Genomic DNA, 17250 nt, shown 5'->3' on the forward strand with positions numbered 1-17250 from the left:
TGCGCCGCCGCCTGCTGCGCCGCCTGTCGCGGCCGCGCCGCCTCCCGCAGCGCCGCCGCGTCCCGGAGGGTCCACGGCCGGCACGCCTCCCCCGCGTCCCACCGCGGCGCCCGCGCCTGCCACGACGCGATCGGTGCCTCCGCCCGCAGCGCCTTTCCGCGCGAGCGAGCGCCCGCCGGCCCCGCAAGCGGCGGATACGGCGGAGCTCGATCGACTCCGCGCGGAGCTCGCGCGGAGCAAGGACGAGCTCACGCGGAGCAAGGACGAGCTCACGCGGAGCCGTGACGATCTCGCGCGTAGCAAGGACGAACTCACGCGCAGTCGTGACGAACTCACGCAAACGAAGGACGCGCTCACGCACGCGCAGGGGGAGTCCGCGCGTCGCGAAGGTGATCTGCCGCGGTTCCAGCAAGAGATCGAGTCGCTCCGGGCCGAGCTCGCGCGGACCCGCGACGAGAGCACGCGCCTCGACCAGGAGCTTCAAACCTCGCGCGTGAACACGTCGCGGCTCGAAGCCGATCTCGCCAAGGCGAGCGAGGGATCGGCCGACGTGGTGCGGCTCAAGCGCGAGGCCGAGGAGCTCAAAGCAAAGCTCTCCGCGGCCATCGCGGCGACGGCGACGATGCAAGGCGGAGGCGGCCTGACGGGCACGGCGGCGCTCACCGCCACGTCGCGCCTCGGCGGCGTGTCGAGCCGCGAGTTCCTCGATCTGCGCGAGGCCCTGAACAAGAAGGACAAGGAGATCCTCGCCCTGCGCGAGCAGGTCTCGCAGCGGGACAAGGAGCTCATCGAGCTGCGGGATCAGGCGCTCGTGCTGGAGCGCGAGAAGGCCGATCAGCTCGATCGCATGATCGAGTTCGAGGGCTCGCGCGAGCAGAGCGACGCCGAGCTGAGCAAACTGCGCGACGATCGCACGGCCCTCGAGCAACGCGTGACGAACTTCCAGATGCTGCTCGAGCGCGTCGAGGAGAAGCTCGCGACGCGCGACGCGGAGCTCGCAGCCGCGCGGCTCGATCGAGAGGCCGCGATCGCGATGCGCGAGGAGCAGCTCCGGACGTCGAGCGAGACGCTCGCGCAAGCGATCACCGACGCGGAGGCGCGGACGCGCGCGAGCGAGGCCGAGCGGCTCGGCAAGGAGCACGCGGCCGCGATCCAGAAGCTCGGCGAGGAGCACGCAGCGGCGATCGCGAAGCTGCGCGACGCGCACGCGGCCGAGATCGGTGATCTCAGCGCGGAGCAGGGCGCAGAGCTCGGCAAGGCGCGCGAGGAGCACGCGGCGGCGATCACGAAGCTCGGCGAGGAGCACGCGAAGGCCCTCGAAGCGGCGAGCGCGGACAAGGCGCAGGCGATCGCAGAAGCATCACGCGCGGCCGACGAGCGGCTCGCGGCGCGTGAGCAAGAGCTCAAGGACGAACACGCGCACGCCCTGGGGGATCTCGAAGCGCGGCACGCGGCGGCGATCAAGAGCGCCGAGGAGGCCACGCGGAAGGCCGTCGCGGAGCAGGAGGAGCGAACGCGCGCGATCGAGGCGGCGCGCGCCGCGGAGGCAGAGGAAGAGCGCGAGGTCCGAAAGCGCGCGCTCGCCGAGCAGGAGACGACCCTGCGCGCTGCCGCGGCCGAGCTCGAAGCGCGCATCACCGCGCTCGGGGCCGAGCTGGAAGAGGCCCGCAGCGCGATCGAGGCGGCGCGTCGGGACGAGGGCACGGTCCGCGCGGATCTCGCGGCGCGCGTGGCCGACGTCGCGCGGCTCGAAGAAGAGCTCAAGAAGCGGGAAGAGGAGCGCGACGCGCTCGCCGCCGAGAAGGCGACGCTCGTGGCCGACGCCGTGAACGCCGCGTCGCGCCTCTCGCGCGTCCGGGCGCGCTGGGACGAGGACAAGCTCGCGCTCGGACGCGCGCGCGAGTCGCTGCTGCAGGCCGTGGAGAGAATCCAGGACGTCGAGTCGCGCTCGATCGACGCGGAGTGAGCCGAGCGGCCGCGCGGCCGCTCAGCTCGATTTCGCGCGGAAGGCCTCCGGCAGGAGCGCCGCGAGCGACGTCATCCGCGAGAGCCCATCCCGATCGGCGACCGCCATCCGGATCGGCAGGTCCTCCGCGAACTCGGCGAGCGTCTGCCGGCACATGCCGCACGGCGCGCCGATTGCCGGGCTCTCCACGCCCGGCCCGAGCTTCGACGTCCCCGGCGTCACCACCGTGAGCGCGATCGGTGCCCGCTCGCCCGCGGCGACCATCTGCACGATCGCCGATCGCTCCGCGCAGATCGAGAGCCCGTACGACGCGTTCTCCACGTTGCAACCGGCGAAGATCCGACCCGACGCGGTGAGCACCGCGGCGCCGACCTGGTAGGCCGAGTACGGCGCGTGCGCGCGTGTTTGCACGTCGAGCGCGGCGCGCTCGAGCGCCGCCCAATCGATAGTCGTCTGCAGATCGGTCAAGCCGCTCCTCCTCGCCAGCTCCCACCGCCGGTGATCGCCACGCCAATCTTCTTCACCCAGGCCGAGAGCAGCGCCGTGAACCGGTCGCGCGACTCCCGCGCGGTCGCCTCGACCTCGGCGTGATCGAGCGGCGTCGGGCTCAGGCCCGCCGCGAGGTTCGTGATGCACGACATCGCCCCGCAGCGCACGCCCATGTGCCGCAGCGCGATGACCTCGTGCACCGTGCTCATTCCGACCGCGTCCGCGCCGAGCGTCCGCAGCATCGCGATCTCGGCCGGCGTCTCGTACGACGGACCGAGCAGGCCCGCGTAGATGCCCTCGTGGATCGACACGCCCGCGTCCGCCGCCGCCTCGCGCGCGAGCGCCGCGATGCGCCGATCGTAGGCGTGCGTCATGTCGGGGAAGCGCGGGCCGAGGCCGGCTTCGTTCGGCCCGACGAGCGGGTTCTGGCCTGTGAGGTTCAGGTGATCACGGAGGAGCATCAGGTCCCCGGGCTGGAACGTGGGCCTCGTACCGCCGGCAGCGTTCGTCAAGAGCGCCGCGCGACACCCGAGCCGCGCGAGCAGCCGCGCGCCGAACACCGCGCGCTCGGGCGCGTGGCCCTCATAGAGGTGCACGCGGCCTTGCAGGCAGGCGACCGGCACGCCGTTCGCGAGGCCGATCCAGAGCTTGCCCGCATGTCCGACGACGGTCGACACGGGCATGAACGGGATTTCGCTGTAGGGGAGCACGACGTGCTCCTCGAGGCGCTCGGCCCACGCGCCGAGCCCCGAGCCGAGCACCACGCCGACCACCGGGGTGAGCGGGCTCTTCGATCGGATGACGGCGACGGCTTCGTCGAGGTGGGAGATCAGGCTCATTTGTCGGAGGGTAGTACAGGCCGACGGGCGGGGGAAACGTTTGCCCGCGGCCGTCGGGCCGTCCGTCCTTTCCTTCGTCGCTTCGAGAAGGGTGCAGGGTTCGGGCGTCCGTGATAGGGTGCGCGCCCTCCTGCGACGTCGAGGGGCTCACGCGCCCAACCTCGCGCGTAGCCCGCTCCTCCAGAAGCTTCCCAAGGTGAATCCGATGAGCACGTTCGAAGAGTTCCTCAAGGCCAAGGCGATCAACCCGCGCAGGATCCTCGCGGCGTCCCAGAAGATCGAGAAGCTGCGCCCCGAGGATCGGGCGATCCGTCTGACCAAGCGCCTCGCCCGCAAGAGCGAGGACGGCGCGAAGAAGAAGGAAGGGCTCAAGAAGCCCCGCAGCGGCCGCCCCGTGACGGACCGCGCGATCGCGTCGGCGCTCGCGGGCAAGCCCGTCAGCGGCCCGAGCAAGACGCGCATCCTCCGCGCGGTCAACCACATCCTCGAGCAGAAGAAGCAGGAGAAGGTCGACCTCAAGGCGCTCTTCCCCGGCGAGAAGAAGGCCGCCGCCGCGGCCTGAGTGACGAGGCGGGGGTGAGGCTTCGGAAGACGAAGCTTCGCCCCCGAATTTTTTCGAAGGGTGCATCGCGGACGGCGCTCGGGCCGTCCGTCACAGATCGCCCAGGCGCCTCCGAGCGGACTTGCGCGAAGAGAGGTCGAGCAGGTCGGCGGTGACGAGGGCGACGGTCAATCCCACGGCGATGTAAAGCATGGGCCGACGTTGGGGCCGGCCGCGGGAAATGGACAAATTTCGTGCAAAAGGGCAGGCGGGTGAATGTGGCCCCGCCGCCGCGCAACGGAGCCCTTCGTGTACCCCGTGGCGCTGCCGCGCGCGATCCCCTCGCTGGTCTCGGCGCGTCGCATCATCCCCTCTGCGTCGTTTTTCGCATGGCCGAGCGCGAGCCTGGCCACTCGGGCCTTCGTGGACAGCGTCGACGACGTAGACGAGCTCGTCCGGCGTGCCCGGAGCGGGGACAGGGGCGCGTTCTCGGCGCTCTACCGGATGCACCGGGAGGCCGTGGCGCGGCTCGTGTTCCGCATGCTGGGACGCGCGAGCGACATCGAGGACGTGGTGCAGGAGGTCTTCCTGCAGGTGCACCGGAGCCTCGGCGACTTCCGCGGGCAGTCGAAGTTCTCCACGTGGATCCACCGCATCACGGTGAACGTGGTGCTCATGATCCGCAGGGCCGAGCGCAGCCGTCCGGTGTTCGCCGACGAGCCGCTCGCGACCGATAACGAGCGGGACGCGGGCCTCTTGCCCGACGAGGAGGCCACGCTGCGGCGCCGGCTCGCCGCGTTCAAGCGGCTGCTCGATCGGATCTCCGAGAAGAAACGTACGGTGTACGTGCTGCATGACATCGAAGGCTTGGCGCCGGCGGAGATCGCGACGATCGTGGATGCGCCCGTGTTGACCGTCCGGACGAGGTTGTTTTACGCGCGGCGCGAGCTCGCCGAGCTCATGCGGGAGGAGCCTGCGCTCGCGCAGCTCGTGGATGAAATCGGGGGCTTGGGGGCGCAGCTCGGCGCGTCCGAGCGGAGCCCCCAGGCGTCGAATGCTCTTCCGGCGGAGGGGAAAGCCACGTGAGCGACAACGACCCCGGCACGCGCGCCCTCGAGGTGATGCGCGGCGCGCTCGCCGACGAGATGCCGCCCGCGCTGCCCTGGGATGCGATCGAGCAGAAGCTCGACGAGCGCATCGATCAGGAGGAGCAAGCACGCGCATCCCGCGCGCTCCCTCGCATCGGGCGCGGCGCACGGATCGGCCTCGCGCTTTGCGCGGCCGCCGCGGCGGTGATCGCTGTCGCGAGCTTCGGCGCGCGATCGAAGCACGAAGCGCCCGCCGGGTTTGCCGTCCGGTGGCGCGCGCCCGAGACGATCGCGTTTCTCCCGGGCAGCGAGTCCGAGCGGGATCTCGCGCTCCTTCGCCCCGGGGACGGCGTCGAGGCCGGCGAGGCGCCGCTCACGCTCGTGCAACGTGGGATCGTCCGCGTCACGCTCGCGCCGGGCGCGCGTGCGACCGTCGTCGCAGCGGCCACCGAGGCCGGTGATGCGCTCGTCCTCGGCCTCGAACGAGGTTCCTTGCGCGCGGACGTCACGCCCCGAAAAACCTCCGCGGGCCTCGTCGAGACCTTCGCCGTCGACGTCGGCCGCACGCGTGTCGCCGCGCATGGCACCGCGTTCACCGTCGTCCGCGGGAGTGACGACGTCCTCGTCGATCTCGAGCACGGCGCGGTCGCCGTCGGCCCCGCGGGTCGCCCCGGCACCACCACCGGCCGCCTCCTCGTCGGCCGTGCGCGCGCGTCCTTCTCGCTCGACGGTGGCGAGATCGCTCGCATGCTCTCCGTGGAAGACGCGCCCCCTGCGCCGCCTGCACCCGTGGAGACCACGCCTCCGCCGAAGCCCGTGATCGCGCCGCCGCCTCCGAGCGTCGCGGAGCGCCCGCTGCCGCACGTCCCCGATCGTCCGGACGCACCCCCTCTGCCGCCTGCGCCCGTGGAGGCGCCCTCCGTCGTTCCCGAGGCGCCGCCTGCGCCCGCGCCCGCGCCCGTCCTCACGCGCGCCTCCGTGCACGCGGGCCTCTCGGGCTGCTTCGAGACGCACTACCGCGGCGGCGACCCTTCCGTTCGCCTCTCGGTCGCGGCCACGGTGACCGTCTCGCTCGACACGGAAGGCGCCGTCTCCTCCGTGCGCTTCGACCCGCCGCTCGAGCCTCGGTTCATGCAGTGCGTCTTCGCCGCGCTGCGCCCGGGCAAGTTCGTCGGGACGAGCGGGCCCGTCGCCGTGCCGTTCCAGCTCGGTCAGTGAGGGTTTGCCCGGGCAGCACCCGGGCATCGACAAACCCTCCCCGTTCAGCGGATCGACGGTGGCGCGCCCGTGAGGAGCTGCATCATCGCGTGCGTCTCGCGTGCGCCCATCAGACCGAACTGCACGCCCATTCCATCGGGCTCGGTCCAGCGCACCGTCGCCTTCACCATCACCTCTTGCTTCACGCCCGGTAGCTGCATGAAGAGGTTCACGTTCGCGTTGAAGGGCGCGGGCTTGTCGGTGACGATGAACATGCCGCCGATGCTCAGGTCGCGCGAGAAAGCATCGACGCGCGGACCATCCCCCATCTGGAACGCGACTGCCAATCGAACGACCCTGCGCGGGTGTCTTCGCTTATCGAGCAACACTTTCTCTCCTCGTGCCCCGACGGCGCCCTACAATAAACGGTCGGAGGTCGGAGCGCGGTGGCAAAAAACGAGGCGCGCGTCGCCGGGGGGTTCGGCCGGCATTTCGAGGGCTGGCAGCCGGGGCTCGTCGCCGTCTTCCTCGCCGGCACCGCGGCGCTGCTCGCCGTCCCCCGGTCGGTCCCGCCCGACGGCCTGCCTCTCCCGCTCGTCGAGCCCCAAAAACTCGCCGAGACCGCGGCCAACGACGACGCCCGCGCCCGCGCCGTGGAGGCAAAACCCCTCGACGCCGACGTCCGCGCGCTCGGCTCCCTCCTCCGCGCCTTCGGCCGCGCCGACGCGCGCGGCGACGACGCCCTGCTCGCCGAGCTCCGCCGCCAGATCGGCCCCGCCGCCGCCCGCGCCCTCGCCCAGGGGGACGCCGCCGTCCTCGCCCTCCGCGCCTACCAGCTCCGCGCCTTCCTGCGCGAGGTCGGGAGCTTCGTTCGGACCGGCGAAACCTCGGACGAGCTCGTCGAGCTCGGCGGCCCCTTCGCCGACGTCCTCGCGCGGAACGGCTGGTGCGAGGGCGGCCCGCCGTGCGTCATGCACATGGACGAGCAGGCGCTCCGCGCCTCCTTCAAGCTTCGCTGGAACGAGATCAGCGGCCTCTCGGGCAGCGCGCTCGCCCTCGGCGTCGACGAGAGGCGCGCCCTCTTCGCGTTCCTCCTCGCGCACCCGCCGCGCGTGAGCGCGGGCCTCGAGGAAGGGCGCGCCGCGCAGGATCCGGCGGCCTTCCTGCTCCGCAAAATCGACGAGCTTTCGGCCCTCGATCCTTCTTACCCGCGCGAGTTCGCGCGCGGCGTCGTGCGGTATCACAAGGGCGAGTTCGGCCGCGCGGCCGAGCATTTCGCGATGCACCTCGAGCTCTCGCCCGACGGACCGTACACGCTCCGCGCGCAAAATCACCTGCGCGCCGCGCTCGAGCGCTCGCTCGCCGACTCTCCTTAGCCCCCTGATTTCTGGCCTCGCGCCCCTTGCGGTACGCACTGCCTGGCAACACGTCGTGCCGTGATGTTCCGCCGCACGGTTGATGCAATTCCGTCCTCCGGGACGCCACGCTCGCTCGACACGACGCGGCTCCCGCTCCCCCAACCCATGGTTCCTTGCGCGCCTGCACCGAGCGCGCCCGTGGAGCCCACGATCGCCTTGCCGCGCGACGCCGATCCGAACGCGATCCTCGCGCTCGACATGACCCCCGAGGCGCGCGACTTCTTCGCCTCTGCGCTCCGCGCGCTCGCCGCGTCCGACGTTCCTTTCCTCGTCGGCGGCGCCTACGCGCTCGCGCATCACGCCGGCATGCGGCGGCGCACCCGTGACCTCGACGTCTTCGTCCGCCGTCGCGACGTCGGCGCGACGCTCCTCGTCCTTGAACGCGCGGGTTATCCGACGTGCATCGCCTTCCCGCACTGGCTCGCCAAGGCCTTCGCCGGCAGCGAGCACGTCGACGTCATCTGGAGCTCGGGCAACGGGCTCGCCGAGGTCGACGATCGTTGGTTCGAGCACGCGGGCCATGGCGAAGTCTTCGGCGTCGACGTCGGCCTCTGCCCGGCCGAGGAGACCATCTTCGCCAAATCCTTCATCCAGGAGCGCGAGCGCTACGACGGGGCCGACGTCGCCCACGTGCTGCGCGCGCGTTGCGAGGAGCTCGACTGGCCTCGGCTCGTCGCGCGTTTCGGTGATCACTGGCGGGTGCTCTTGAGCCAGCTCATCCTCTTCGGCTTCATCTATCCGGCGGAGCAGCGACGCATCCCGCCGTGGGTCATGCGCGAGCTCCTCGCGCGCCTCGAAGCCGAGCATGCGGCGCCGCCCGAGGCGGGACGCTTGTGCCGGGGCACGCTCCTCTCGCGCGCGCAGTACCTCGCCGACGTGAGCGAAGGCTGGGACGACGCGCGCCTCTGGCCCGCGGGCAGCATGACGTCCGAGGAGATCGCGCGCTGGACCGCCGCGATCGACCAGCCGCCCCCGCACCCCTGAGCCTCGCGACCCGGTGAGCACGATTCCGGTTGGCTTGTTTCGAGCGATTTGCCAACCATGTTGTCAAAATTTCCGTGTAGCTGAATAAAAACACCCAAAACCGACAAAATAGGACGGCATCCCTTTTGCGAAGAGGGTGGACGCGCTGCTGCTGAGGCAGCCAACCGCCAGGCACCTCGCAAGTTGAGAAAGGGAGCCCCCATGAACCGCCGTCCTCTTCGTCCAGGTCTTCCGGGCGTCTTCGCTGCCACCTCCAGCGTCGTCTTCCCCGGCCTCGTCACCGTCGCCGTCTCCGGGCTCGTGGCCATGGGTTGCCTGGACCGACCCATCGACGTCGTCGATCCGCGCATCACCTCGACCATCGTCGAGGTCGTCCCGCACAGCGGCGTCGACAAGATCGACATCGTCCTCGGCATCGACAACTCGGCCTCCATGGCCGACAAGCAGCAGATCCTCGCCCAGGCCGTCCCCGACCTCGTCGAGAGCCTCGTGAACCCGCCGTGCATCGACGAAGCAGGCTTGCCCCTCCCGGACGCAAACCAGCCGACGAGCCCCAAAGAGGACTGCCCCAAGGATTCGCGTCGCGAGTTCGAGCCCGTGCTCGACATCCACATCGGCATCGTCTCGTCGAGCCTCGGCGGCCACGGCGGCGCGGTTTGCCCCGACATCCAGGCCGAACCGAACTGCAACAACGAGAAGGTCTCCAAGAACGATCGAGGTCACCTCCTCTCGCGCGCCGATGCCTGCGTCGCCGGCGAGGTTGTCCCGACGTACGCCGACAAGGGCTTCCTCGCGTGGGATCCCGAGCAGAAGCTGAACCCGCCGGGCGAGGAGAACCTCGGCACGCTCGACGGCTCCGTGCCCGGCCTCGTGCCCGCGCTCGCCGACATGGTCAACGGCACCGGTCAGGTCGGCTGCGGCTATGAATCCCAGCTCGAGAGCATCTACCGCTTCCTCGTTGACCCCGAGCCCTACGACACCATCGAGGCATCGTCCGGCTACGTGAAGGTGAGCGGCACGGACGACGCCCTGCTCAAGCAGCGCAAAGACTTCCTCCGGCCCGACTCGCTCGTGGCGATCTTGATGCTGAGCGACGAGAACGACTGCTCGATCAAGGAGACCGGCTTCTACTACCGCGCCTCGCACTCCGACGCGATGCCGCGCCCGCGCGCCGAGTGCGCGATCGATCCGAACGACAAATGCTGCAGCTCCTGCGGCCTGAAAGCCCCCGAGGGGTGCCCCACGGATCCGGGGTGCTTCGACGCCAATGGCGACGTCATGGTGCTGACCAAGTCCCAGGACGCCGTCAACCTGCGTTGCTTCGACCAGAAGCGCCGCTTCGGCGTGGACTTCCTCTACCCGACGGACCGCTACGTGAAGGCGTTCTCGAGCCTCGAGATCTCGACGCGCAGCGGCGAGATCGTGGAGAACCCGCTCTTCCCCAAGGCGCGCCCCGCCGAGGGCGTGCCCGTCGTGCGCACGCCGGACCTCGTCTTCATCGCCGGCATCGTCGGCGTGCCGTGGCAGGACATCGCCCGCGATCCCGCAGACCTCAAGAAGGGGATCAAGAACGCGCGCGAGATGGGCGCGGACGGGACCTGGGACATGATCCTCGGCAACCCCGCGCAGGGCGTTCTGCCGACCGATCCGCTCATGCACGAGTCGCCCGACCCGCGCCACGGCAAGCACCCGATCACCGGCGAGCAGACCGACATGACCCCGGAGTCGCCGCTCGGCAACTCGATCAACGGGCACGAGTACGACACGCTGGGCGACGATCTCCAGTACGCGTGCATCTTCAAGCTGCCGCAGGCGACCGATTGCGAGAACGATCCGAAGTGCTCCGAGTGTCGCGACGGCACGGCGAACAGCCCGCTCTGCGATCCGGCCGACCCCATGATGCAGGTCCGCGCCAAGGCCTACCCCGGCCTGCGCCAGCTCGACGTGCTCCGCGGCCTCGGCGATCAGGGCATCGTCGGCTCGGTTTGTCCGAAGCAGGTCGAGGATCGCACCTCGTCCGACTACGGCTACCGCCCCGCGATCGGCGCGCTCATCGATCGGCTGAAGAGCAAGATCGGCGGCCCCTGCCTGCCGCGTACGCTCGACCGCAACGAGAAGGGCGCCGTGAACTGCCTGCTCCTCGAGGCGCGCGCGACCGGCGGAGCTTGCTCGTGTGACTCCGAGCATGCCCGCATCCCCGTTGATCCCTTGCACGCGGCCGCGATCGACGAGGCCAAGGCCCGCTCGCCCGAGTCGAACTGGGACTGCTTCTGCCAGATCCCGCAGCTCGAAGGGGAGGACCTCGCCATCTGCCAGAACGACGTCTCGGATGACCCGGTCACGCCCGCCGGCGAGCCCGTCAGCGGCTTCTGTTACGTGGATGCCTCGACCGACCCGGCCGTCGGCAACCCCGCGCTGGTCGCCCGCTGCGCCGCGTCCGAGCGCCGCATGATCCGCCTCGTCGGTGAGGGTGAACCCTCCCAGGGCGCCACCCTCTTCGTCACCTGCTCGGGGGATTCCAGCCCCTGAGCGGACCCGGACGCACCTTCCCGTCACTGCCCTGCGTTGACGCGCGCTCGGTCCCGGGCGAGACCCGTACCGAGCAGCGCGAAACCGGAGTCTTCACCGCATGGGCACGATCATCCGCCATACCTTCCTGGACTCGAACGGCATCCGCATGCACGTGACGGATGCGGGCCGTGGCTATCCGATCCTCCTCTGCCACGGCTTTCCGGAGCTCTGGTACTCCTGGCGCCGCCAGATCCACGCCCTCGCCGAGGCGGGCTTCCGCGTCCTCTGCCCGGATCTGCGCGGGTTCGGGGGGACGGACGCGCCCGAGGAAATCGAGAGCTACGTGATGCGCGAGCTCGTCGAGGACATCCACGGCCTCTTCGACGCGCTCGGCATCGACAAGGCGGGCGTGGTCGGGCACGACTGGGGCGGCGCGCTCGCGTGGCAGTTCGCGCTGCGCCATCCCGAGCGCACCGAGCGCGTGGCGAGCCTCAACACCCCGTACCTCCCGCCGGGCCCGCAGGCGCCGAGCCTCATGTACCGCGACGCGTTCGGCCTCACGGACAAGACGTTCTACATGCGCCACTTCCAGGAGCCGGGCGTCGCCGAGCGCGAGCTCGAGGCCGACGTGCGCGACACGTTCCAGAAGCTCATGCGCCCTGCGAAATACGCCGACGCCGTGGCGTCGTTCATGACCGTAGGAAATGGCTCCTCGTTGCTCGACAAGATCGGCCCCGGCGAGACGTTCCTTTCGAAGATCGACCTCGACACGTACGTCCGCATCTACAAGCGCACCGGCTTCCGGGGCGGCCTGAACTGGTACCGCGCGATGGATCTCTCGTGGGAGGAGGAGCGCGAGCTCCCGTCGACGATCGACCTGCCCGCGCTGCTCGTGGTCGCGGACAAGGATCCGGTCCTGCGGCCCGAGATGGCCGAGCTCTCGAGGCCGCACGTGAAGAACCTGCGCATCGAGCGCATCGCGGACTGCGGCCACTGGACGCAGCAGGAGAAGCCCGGCGAGGTGGCGAGCCTCCTCATCGACTTCTTCGGCGACCTCCGCGATCCCGCGATGGACTGACGGCGAACCCAGGTTCGTTGGTGCAGAAACCATTCGCGCGTGGCGCCCGCGAGGCCACGCGTCTCGTTCAGGCCGAGCGCGCGATCCGCCGGAATTTCTCAGCGATGCGCCAGGCGATGCGCGTCGCCATGGCCATGATCGGCACCTGCGAGTTCACGCCGATGCTCGTCGGCAGGATCGAGCCGTCGGCCACGAAGAGCCCCGGCAGCTCGTAGGTCTGGCCGTCCGGATCCACGACCCCGCGCCGCGGATCGTTCGCGGCGCGCGCGCTCCCGAGCGGGTGGAACGCCATGCATTCGAGGCGGCGCGCGTCGTAGTTCGATCGTTCGAGCGCGAGCGCGTCGTCCATCGTGCGCACCGGATCTGCGCCCGTCACCGACGTGTAGACCTCGCGCGCGCCGGCCGCGAGCGCCATCTCCGACACGATCGTGATCCCGCGCCGCAGCCGCGCGAGGTCCCGCGGCGCCATCGCGTACGTCAGGATCGGCTCGCGTCCCGGCCCTGTTCGCACCGTGCCTCCGCCCTCGTCGTGCACCATCGCGCCGAACACCGCGAGCCTCTTGACCTCGCGCGCCATACGCCGGAGCCGCGGGCCCACGCCCGGCATGCCTGCCGCGAGCACGTTCACCGCGCTGTACACGCCGACGAGCTTGATCCCTTCGGGCGCGAAATCGTCCGAGTACACGCTCTGCATCGCGCCGTCCCAGCCGCCGATCTCGTCGTCGAACATCGCCACGCAGCGCACGCCCGGGTGCAACGTCACCCGTCGCCCGAGCTTCTCGCTCGCCCGCCCGACGCCGCTCGCCCCGAGCAGGAGCGGCGTGTGCAGCGTCCCGCAAGCCGCCACGACCACCGGCGCGCGCACCACGAACCGGAACGACGGCCGCCCGCCCGCGCCGCCGAGCAGCCGTCCCTCGACGCCCGCTGTGCGCCCGTGCTCGGTGAGGATGCGCGTCGCGAGCGCGTCCGACACGATGCGCGCCCCGCGCGCGAGCGCGCTCGGCAGGTAGGAGATGTCCACCGATCGTTTTGCGCCTGCGGGGCAGGTGAAGTTGCACCGCGCGTTGCCCTCGCACGCCTCGGCGTTGCGGCGCATGGGCTTCATGGTGATCCCGAGCTTCTCGGCGCCCTCGACGAACTTCAGCGTCGATCGCGAGCGCAGCGCGGCCGGCACCTCGCGCACGGCGAGCCGCCGCTCGACGTCCTCGTAGGCCGGCTCGAGCGCGCGCTCGGAGAGCGCGTCGAGCCCGAGATCGGTGACCCAGTGATGATGCACGTCGCTCGGGATCCGGAAGCAGACGCCCCCCGTCAGCAGCGACGAACCTCCCACGGCGCGGCCCATGGTGATCGCGATGATCGGCGTCTGCCCGATGCCGAACGCCGTGGCCATCCCGGACTCGCGGAAGAGCCGGCGCAGCGCCTCGCTCGGCCGGAACCGCTGGTACTCCTCGGGCCGGTAATACGGCCCCTCTTCGAGCACGATCACCCGCAGGCCCGCCTCGGCGAGCAGCGTCGCGACGACCGAGCCACCCGCGCCCGACCCGACCACGACCACGTCGCACGACGCGTCGAACGGCCCCGACAAATCCCGCCCGTGGACGACGGGTTCGCCCGATGGAAGGTCGCTCATGGCGCCCGCTCCGGCGCGGTGGGCAGCCGCCTTCGTGCTGTGGTGCTCGGCCGATCGAACCCCGTCGAGGTGAGCTCCTCGCCCTCCTCGAACACGGCCACGCTCGTCGGCACCTTGAAGGCCACGAGCAGCATGGCGAAGAGCCCGAACCGGCTCCGTTCGAGCGCCTCCAGGTAACTGACCCGCCGCGCGATGGGCAGCCGGCTCATGCGGGAGAAGGCGCCGATCACGAAGAGCGGCATCATCTCCAGCAGCCACGTGAGCACCGCGAAGCCACGGCGTAGATCGCCGCTCGCGCGCCCGACGGAATGGTCGAGCCACGACGCGGCGCGCTCGCAGACGGCAGGGCTCGCCGGCACGATCGCGCCCTTTTCGTCCTCGTCCGCGTACATGGCCTCTGCGTAGGCGAAGACCACCCGACGCGCCCGGGGCGACAGGCCCCGCACGGGCCAATCGAGCCGATCGAGCGCGACGTCGGTCCTCGACGGCTGTCCCGAAGCGACGTCCGACATCGGGCGAAGCGTAGCACTTGTTCGAGAGAATACAGGTTAAAGGGCCGACGAAACCATGCGGCGGGGGGACAAACGCAAAACGCCCCGGGGTTTCCCGGGGCGTTCGACGGGGTGTACTCGCCGAGATCAGTCGATCAGAAGGGGAGGACGCACTGCGTGACGCAGCTACCGCCGTTGCCACCCCAGATGCTCACCGTGCCCTTCGGCGCAAGGATACCGCCGCAGGTCGTGACCTCGACGGCGTTCGGCGGGCAGGGGGGCTCCTCGTCCGGAACGCAGATGCACTCCGGCGGGGCGATGATCGACTGAACGCCGCCCGGCGCCTTCACGCTGCATTCCTCGTGCTCGCCAGGCGGGCACGGATCGTCGCTCGGCGGCTCCTCGACCGGGGGCTCCTCGACCGGGGGCTCCTCCGGCGGCGGCTCGCACTCGCAGGGCGGCGCGACGATGTTCGACGCGCTGCCAACGACCGACGGGCACTCGCAAGGCGGCTCGGCGAGCGACTGCTCGCTCTGCCCAACCCGCTCCCCCTCGCTGACGCTACACCCAGCGGCGAACGCGAAGAGAGAAGCCATCGCAAAGAGCCCGGTGATCGAACGAAGCGTATTCATGGAACGACTCCTACGCGCATTCTCTCGCGCGTCATGAGAACCAGAAACTTCGGATACACGTTCACCGCACAGTGACGCAGCAAGCCGTGAACCCGAATACCTGCGGAGCCCAATTTGGAGTTCCGCGATGACTCTTCTTCTTACCAGCTCCCCTCCCGGAAGAGCAAGGACTTTCGTTTTCCAGCGCTCTCGGCCCGGAGCGATGAGCAGGAATGTGTCACGGACGCCGCTTCGTACGTTTGAACTTCCGTAATGGGACCGTCCGCAGGCATCATGGGGGATTTGGCGCTCGTCCCGACGGCTTCTTTGCAGTTCTTCACGGCCGGCCCCGCAGGGCCTTCATGAAGCGCACGCAAGCTCGGATGACGGCCGGTTTCATGGGCCTGGTACTCTGTCATCGCCATGGCGCTCCGCGTGCTCCTCATCGACGACGACGTCCGGCTCTTCGACCTCCTGTCGAGTTACCTCGAACAGAATGGATTCCACGTGACCGGAGCCCCGGACGGACCCCGCGGGCTCGCCGCGTTGGAAGCCGGCACGTTCGACGTCGTGCTCCTCGACGTGATGATGCCCGGGATGGACGGGATCGAGGTCTGCCGCCGGATCCGACAGAAAAACACGATCCCCGTCCTCATGCTCACGGCGCGCGGCGACGAGACGGATCGTGTCGTCGGCCTGGAGATCGGCGCCGATGACTACGTCGCCAAGCCCTTCAGCCCGCGCGAGCTCGTCGCCCGCATCAAGGCCGTGCTCCGCCGGGCCCGCCCCGAGGTCGCCGGCGAGCGGATCGTCGCGGGCGACATCGTGATCGACGTGCCCGGCCGGGTCGTCACGCGCGAGGGCGAGCTCGTGGAGCTCACGGGCCTGGAGTTCGATCTGCTCTGCGCGCTCGCCCGACGCCCGGGGCGCGTGGTGGCGCGCGATGCGCTGCTCTCGGAGGCGGGGCGCGGGGACGTGATCGTTGGGGAACGAACGGTCGACGTGCACATCTCGCACCTCCGGCAGAAGCTCGGCGATGATCCGCGTTCGCCGCGGCTCATCAAGACGGTGCGCGGCGTTGGCTACGTACTGGCGAAAGAAAAGTCGTGAATCGTCTGTCGTGTTACGTGCGCGCCCGGTTGCAGCGCCGCCTCTTCTTGTGGTTCGGCGTGGCGATCCTGCTTTCGGGCGTGGCGTTCTCGATCGTGATGCTGCTCGTCTCGGCCCCGGGGGGTCCGGCCTGGGCACGCGAGATGGGCCGCGCGCGTGTCTTCTTGGGCGCGCGCTTCGGCGAGGTGTGGAACGACGACCGGGCCCGCGAGGCGCTCGCCCGCGCGATCGCAGACGACCTCGAAGTGAGCGTGATCCTGCGGAACACGAGCGGCGCCGAGCTCCAGGCGTTCGGCCACGGCTGCGGGCGGAAGGCGTGGACGCTCGATGCGCCCGCGGTGCGCGAGGGGCACCGGCTCGGGTTCGTGACGATCTGCGCCGAGCGTCCGCGCGTCGCCGGCCCGTTGCGCTGGCTCGCGCCGCTCGTGGCGGCGGGCATCATCCTGTGGGCGCTCTCGGGCACGGTGGCGCGCAGGCTCTCGCGCCCGCTCGAAGAGCTCGCGCGCGTCGCGGGCGAGATCGGTCACGGCAACTATGGCGCGCGGGCGCGGATGGGCCGGCACGATCACGGCGAGGCGGTCGTGCTCTCGGTGGCGATGAACGAGATGGCCGCGCGGATCGAGCGGCAGATCAGCGATCAGCGTGAGCTGCTCGCGGCGGTCTCGCACGAGCTGCGCACGCCGCTCGCGCGGATCCGCCTGCTCACGGAGCTCACGCGGGATGGCGTGAACGTGCAGAAGAACCTCGACGAGCTCGATCGCGAGATCTTCGAGATCGACGCGCTCGTCGGGGATCTGCTCGCGCAGAGCCGGCTCGATTTCACGGCGCTCGCGAAGGAGCGGCTCGATCCGGTGGAGATGGGCCTGCGCGCGCTCGACCGCGCGGGGATCGGCGCGGAGATGCTCGTCGTCGAAGGGACCCCCGAGCCGGTCCTCGCCGATCCCACGCTCTTCGCGCGGGCGCTCGCGAATTTGATCGACAACGCGAAGAGGCACGGGGGCGGCGTGGTCGCGCTCCGGATCACCGGGGCGCCCGGCGTGGTCGTGTTCGAGGTCGAGGACGCGGGCCGTGGCCTCGAGCCGGGTGAAGAGAAGCGGATCTTCGAGCCGTTTTATCGGCGTCCCGACGAGAAGGCGCGGGAGCAGGGCTCGCTCGGGCTCGGGCTCGCCCTGGTCTCGCGGATCGCCGAGGCGCACGGCGGCAGCGCGCGCTCCGCGAACCGGGAGGAAGGCGGCGCGCGGATCGGCCTCGAGCTTCCGACGGCCCCGCGCCCAAGGGCGTGACGGCTGTGCTAAGC

16 protein-coding genes are annotated in these 17250 nt (G+C 70.4%); 10 read left to right on the top strand and 6 right to left on the bottom strand.

Going from position 1 to position 17250, the window contains the following annotated elements; all coding sequences use genetic code 11:
- A partial coding sequence (locus E8A74_RS53055) for a coiled-coil domain-containing protein (RefSeq protein WP_211365510.1) occupies positions 1–1966 on the top strand: 1966 nt, incomplete at its 5' end.
- Between the two features lie 21 nt (positions 1967–1987).
- Here E8A74_RS53055 and cdd read toward each other — a convergent pair.
- A complete protein-coding gene (cdd, locus tag E8A74_RS34375) occupies positions 1988–2434 on the bottom strand; it encodes a cytidine deaminase (RefSeq protein WP_232379885.1) in 447 nt (148 codons plus the stop codon).
- A complete protein-coding gene (locus E8A74_RS34380; protein WP_136933307.1) occupies positions 2431–3294 on the bottom strand; it encodes a purine-nucleoside phosphorylase in 864 nt (287 codons plus the stop codon). The genes cdd and E8A74_RS34380 overlap by 4 nt, the downstream gene beginning before the upstream one ends.
- 205 nt (positions 3295–3499) lie before the next feature.
- Here E8A74_RS34380 and E8A74_RS34385 point away from each other — a divergent pair, with 205 nt between their 5' ends.
- The 3 genes from E8A74_RS34385 (at position 3500) to E8A74_RS34395 (ending at position 6141) form a co-directional block, all read left to right on the top strand.
- Positions 3500–3856, top strand: a complete 357-nt coding sequence (locus tag E8A74_RS34385; RefSeq protein ID WP_136933308.1) for a hypothetical protein — start codon at positions 3500–3502, stop codon at positions 3854–3856.
- Between the two features lie 288 nt (positions 3857–4144).
- Positions 4145–4921 carry an RNA polymerase sigma factor gene (locus E8A74_RS34390; protein WP_232379886.1) on the top strand — a complete coding sequence of 259 codons (777 nt, stop codon included), beginning with the start codon at positions 4145–4147 and terminating at the stop codon, positions 4919–4921.
- Positions 4918–6141, top strand: a complete 1224-nt coding sequence (locus tag E8A74_RS34395; protein ID WP_136933310.1) for a FecR domain-containing protein — start codon at positions 4918–4920, stop codon at positions 6139–6141. Before E8A74_RS34390 ends, E8A74_RS34395 begins: the two co-directional genes overlap by 4 nt.
- A 44-nt stretch (positions 6142–6185) precedes the next feature.
- Here E8A74_RS34395 and E8A74_RS34400 read toward each other — a convergent pair whose 3' ends face one another.
- The gene (locus E8A74_RS34400) at positions 6186–6509 is read right to left on the bottom strand and encodes a PilZ domain-containing protein (RefSeq protein ID WP_269749910.1); all 324 of its coding nucleotides are present in this window, start codon (positions 6507–6509) and stop codon (positions 6186–6188) included.
- A 57-nt stretch (positions 6510–6566) separates the two neighbouring features.
- On the opposite strand from E8A74_RS34400, the gene E8A74_RS34405 reads away from it, so the two are divergent.
- From E8A74_RS34405 to E8A74_RS34420, 4 genes are all read left to right on the top strand, one after another.
- Positions 6567–7496 (top strand): hypothetical protein, encoded by a 930-nt coding sequence (locus E8A74_RS34405; protein ID WP_136933312.1) that lies wholly within the window; start codon positions 6567–6569, stop codon positions 7494–7496.
- A 180-nt stretch (positions 7497–7676) separates the two neighbouring features.
- Positions 7677–8522 (top strand): nucleotidyltransferase family protein, encoded by an 846-nt coding sequence (locus E8A74_RS34410; protein WP_211365511.1) that lies wholly within the window; start codon positions 7677–7679, stop codon positions 8520–8522.
- A 201-nt stretch (positions 8523–8723) separates the two neighbouring features.
- Positions 8724–11051 carry a hypothetical protein gene (locus tag E8A74_RS34415; protein WP_232379887.1) on the top strand — a complete coding sequence of 776 codons (2328 nt, stop codon included), beginning with the start codon at positions 8724–8726 and terminating at the stop codon, positions 11049–11051.
- A gap of 100 nt (positions 11052–11151) precedes the next feature.
- Positions 11152–12111, top strand: a complete 960-nt coding sequence (locus tag E8A74_RS34420) for an alpha/beta fold hydrolase (protein ID WP_136933313.1) — start codon at positions 11152–11154, stop codon at positions 12109–12111.
- Positions 12112–12178: 67 nt separating this feature from the next.
- On the opposite strand, the gene E8A74_RS34425 is transcribed toward E8A74_RS34420, so the two are convergent.
- From E8A74_RS34425 to E8A74_RS34435, 3 genes are all read right to left on the bottom strand, one after another.
- Positions 12179–13741, bottom strand: coding sequence for a GMC family oxidoreductase N-terminal domain-containing protein (locus E8A74_RS34425; RefSeq protein WP_136933314.1), 1563 nt, complete (start codon positions 13739–13741; stop codon positions 12179–12181).
- Positions 13738–14253 carry a hypothetical protein gene (locus E8A74_RS34430; RefSeq protein ID WP_136933315.1) on the bottom strand — a complete coding sequence of 172 codons (516 nt, stop codon included), beginning with the start codon at positions 14251–14253 and terminating at the stop codon, positions 13738–13740. The genes E8A74_RS34425 and E8A74_RS34430 overlap by 4 nt, the downstream gene beginning before the upstream one ends.
- Positions 14254–14387: 134 nt before the next feature.
- Positions 14388–14864, bottom strand: a complete 477-nt coding sequence (locus E8A74_RS34435; protein ID WP_136933316.1) for a hypothetical protein — start codon at positions 14862–14864, stop codon at positions 14388–14390.
- Between the two features lie 402 nt (positions 14865–15266).
- On the opposite strand from E8A74_RS34435, the gene E8A74_RS34440 reads away from it, so the two are divergent.
- Both E8A74_RS34440 and E8A74_RS34445 read left to right on the top strand, forming a co-directional pair.
- Complete coding sequence (locus E8A74_RS34440) at positions 15267–15953, top strand: response regulator transcription factor (protein ID WP_136933317.1); 687 nt, start codon at positions 15267–15269, stop codon at positions 15951–15953.
- Positions 15950–17236: a HAMP domain-containing sensor histidine kinase gene (locus E8A74_RS34445; protein WP_136933318.1), complete on the top strand. Its 1287-nt coding sequence runs from the start codon at positions 15950–15952 to the stop codon at positions 17234–17236. The genes E8A74_RS34440 and E8A74_RS34445 overlap by 4 nt, the downstream gene beginning before the upstream one ends.
- Positions 17237–17250: the final 14 nt, after the last annotated feature.

It is taken from the genome of Polyangium fumosum (genome assembly GCF_005144585.1).
Lineage (GTDB): Bacteria > Myxococcota_A > Polyangia > Polyangiales > Polyangiaceae > Polyangium > Polyangium fumosum.